A 3,285-nucleotide genomic window follows, 5' to 3' on the forward strand; every position below is an offset into this window, starting at 1 on the left:
AACAGCAGCGTCGGCACGAACACCGCCATGACGCGGCGAAGCTGCGCCCGGGTGACGAAAGTCTCCGACGGCTCGCTGCGCGCGAGGTATGCGGTGAGGAGTCCGTACAGGCAGGCGCCGCCGAGAATCACCGAGAGATAAAACGGAAAATAGCCGACCTGCGGCCCTGTCGAATCCCAGGATATGCCGGTGCGCCAGTTGTCGTAGCCAAGCGTAATCGCCAGCGCGAGCAGCAGCAGCGAGACCGCGACATCGACGGTTCTGGTATCCGCCACCGGCGGCGAGTCGGGCTCCGGCGCGGTCGGATCTTCGACGACAATTTCAATTTCGGTGTTGGACATGAAGGTATTTCGTTGGATGGAAGAAATCGTGTCCCGGACGCGGTGCGGCATCCTTCATGCCGCTCCGCAGAGCCGGGACCGTACCACGGACGGCGCTCGTTACGGCCCCGGCTCAGCAGCGCACCGCTCCGCGAAGAGCTACGCGCTGCGCTGCGTCCGGGGCACGCCTGTGTCGATCACTTCGCCACGAACCCCGCCTCGTTCATCAGCGACGTGTTGAGCTTGTCGTCCTCCTCGAGGAACTTCAGCATGTCGGTGCCGGTGAGGAAGATCGGCTTCAGCGCCTGCTTTTCCATGTAGTCCTTGTACTCCGCGGTCTGCGTCACTTTCTGGAACAGGTCGACATAGAACGCGGTCTGTTCCGGCGTGACCTTGCCGGGCAGGAACATGGCGCGCAGCATCAGGTACTGCACGTCGAGACCTTCTTCCTTGCAGGTCGGAATGTCGTTCCACGACTGGGTATCCGTCACCTTGGTCTTGTAGGCGATGCGTTCCTTGTCGAACACGCAGAGCGCGCGGACCTGGCCCGCGCGCCAGACTTCGAGATTTTCGGACGGGTTGTTGACGTTGGATTCGGTGTGATTGCCGACCAGCTGTGTCGCCGCCTCGCCGCCCGACTTGTAGGGCAGGTAGGAGAATTTCGCGCCGGTCTTCTGCTCCATGAACACGGTGAGCACGTGATCCTCGCGCTTGGAGCCGGTGCCGCCCATCTTGAACGGCGAGCTTGCGGCCTTGGCGGCCGCAATGAATTCCTTCACGGTCTTCGGCCCCGCGGCGTTGTCCCACAGCACGAACTGGTCCAGCGCGACCACCGAAACCGGCGTGAGGTCGCGCCAATTGAACGGAATTTTCGCCGACAGCGGCAGCATGTAGATCAGCGAATAGGCGATCAGCACCTTGTTGGGATCGCCGTCGCTGGATTTCATGTACATCAGCGCCTCGGCGCCGGACGCCCCGCCCTTCAGCGACACCACCATCGGCTGCTTCATCAGGTTGTTTTTCTGGATCGCGGCCTGCATCATCCGCGCCATCTGGTCAGAGGCGCCGCCGGCGCCCGCCGCGACCACGATCTCCACAGGTTTGGTAGGCTCCCAGGCGGCAAGGGCCGGTGTCGCGATGGTCAGCGCCGCAAGCGCAACCGTGGCTTTCATCCAATTTCGCATGTGTTTCGTCCCTGTGTGGTGTTTGCAGGCTTTGCCGCACTTTGCGGTTAATCCCTTGGCAATTCAAGCAAATCGCCGTGATTCCGCTTATGACTTTCGGATGGGGTCTATCAAGAGCTAAACCCCATTCTGCCATCGATCTTCCCGCGCCCGATGAGGCGCAAGGTCGCGGCTGTGCCGTTCCTACTTGCCCTTGAAGTTCGGCGTGCGCTTGTTGAGGAAGGCGTCCATGCCCTCACGGAAATCCTCGCTCATATAGGCGCGCAGGATCAGGTCCTCGCCCTCGTCACGTGAGAGCGTGCGGCGGATGCGGCGCACCGCTTCCTTGGTGACTTCCAGCGTAATCGGCGCATGGCCGGCAACCAGTCTAGCCGTTTCATCGGCGCGGCGCTGCAGCGTCTCGACATCAGGCACTACTTCGTTGAGCAGCCCAAGCGCCAGCGCTTCGGGCGCATCGACCAGCCGCGCCTTGAAAATCAGATCTTTGGTCCGCGCCGGCCCGATCAGCGACACCAGCCTGGAGATGTTGGACATCGACAGGCAATTGCCGAGCGTACGCGCGATCGGAAAACCGATCCGCGTCGCCGTGGTGCCGATGCGGATGTCGCAGCAGGCCGCGATGCCGGCGCCACCGCCGGTGCAGGCGCCGGCGATCGCCGCAATGGTCGGCACCCGGCATTGCTCCAGCGCGCCGAGCACGCGGTCGATCCGCGCTTCGTATTCCAGCGCGTCCTGCGAAGTCTTGAAGGCCCGGAATTGCGAAATGTCGGTGCCCGACGCGAATGCCTTCTCGCCGGTACCGGTAAGGATCATCGCCTTGATCGCGCGGTCGGCGTTGACGGTTTCGCAGATCGCCGCCATCTGCTCATACATCGCAAAGGTCAACGCGTTGCGCGCCTGCGGGCGGTTGAAGGTGATCCGCGCGATGCCATCGGTCACGCTGTAGAGAAGGTCTTCGGTGGCGGTTACGGGGGCGTTCATGTCATGCTCTTCTTTCTCTTTTCGTCATTGCGGGGCGCGAAGCGACGGAGCAATTCAGTCTTACTTGCTGCTTTCTGGATTGCGTCGCGGAGTTTATCATCGGGCGGCGCTTCGCGCCGACCCGTTGGCTCGCAATGACGGTGTGTTACTTAAGCGACCGCAGTCTTTTGTATCGGCACCACATCGCGGCCTTTCAATACTTCCATCGCCGCTACAACGCCGCCGGCACGATGCGGCACGTGGGCGAGATCGAGACCCATCTCGACGCCCGACAGCGTCCCCATCAGCATCAGATCGTTGAAATGGCCGATATGAGCGATCCGGAATGCCTTGCCCTTGATCTTGTTGAGGCCGGTACCGAGCGACATGTCGAAATTCTCCAGCACCACCTTGCGGAAATTATCGGCGTCATGGCCTTCCGGCATTCGCACCCCGGTCAGCCCCGGCGAATGCGCATGCGGATCCTGGCACTGGGTTTCCAGGCCCCAGGCTTTCACCGCCGCGCGCGTGGCCGCACTGTGGCGCTTGTGGCGGGCAAAGACATTGTCGAGCCCCTCTTGCTCGAGCATCGTGATGGCTTCTTTCAGGCCATAAAGCAGGTTGACCGCCGGGGTGTAGGGCCAGGTGCCCACCTTGTTGAAGGCAATGACTTCCTGCCAATCCCAATACGACCGCATTGACGGATTGGCTTTGGCCACCGCCAGCGCCTTTTCCGACACCGCGTTGAAGCCGAGGCCCGGCGGCAGCATCAGCGCCTTCTGCGAACCGCCGACCGACACGTCGATGCCCCAGGCGTCGTG

3 protein-coding genes and 1 pseudogene are annotated in these 3,285 nt (G+C 62.3%); all 4 read right to left on the minus strand.

Annotation, left to right across the window (positions count from 1 at the left end):
* A pseudogene (locus tag VGP39_RS18145) lies at nucleotides 1–341 on the minus strand (tripartite tricarboxylate transporter TctB family protein); the annotation flags it as partial.
* A gap of 176 nt (nucleotides 342–517) precedes the next feature.
* Nucleotides 518–1,504, minus strand: coding sequence for a Bug family tripartite tricarboxylate transporter substrate binding protein (locus VGP39_RS18150; protein ID WP_414644716.1), 987 nt, complete (start codon nucleotides 1,502–1,504; stop codon nucleotides 518–520).
* Between the two features lie 183 nt (nucleotides 1,505–1,687).
* Nucleotides 1,688–2,485, minus strand: coding sequence for an enoyl-CoA hydratase/isomerase family protein (locus VGP39_RS18155; protein ID WP_327569481.1), 798 nt, complete (start codon nucleotides 2,483–2,485; stop codon nucleotides 1,688–1,690).
* A gap of 149 nt (nucleotides 2,486–2,634) precedes the next feature.
* A partial coding sequence (locus tag VGP39_RS18160) for a pyridoxal-phosphate-dependent aminotransferase family protein (RefSeq protein ID WP_327569482.1) occupies nucleotides 2,635–3,285 on the minus strand: 651 nt, incomplete at its 5' end.

Origin of the sequence: Bradyrhizobium sp., assembly GCF_036009065.1 — a bacterium.
Lineage (GTDB): Bacteria > Pseudomonadota > Alphaproteobacteria > Rhizobiales > Xanthobacteraceae > Bradyrhizobium.

Coding starts and splice junctions, on each gene's coding strand:
- VGP39_RS18150 (WP_414644716.1), bottom strand. CDS start 1,504: ATGCGAAATTGGATGAAAGCCACGGTTGCGCTTGCGGCGCTGACCATC.
- VGP39_RS18155 (WP_327569481.1), bottom strand. CDS start 2,485: ATGAACGCCCCCGTAACCGCCACCGAAGACCTTCTCTACAGCGTGACC.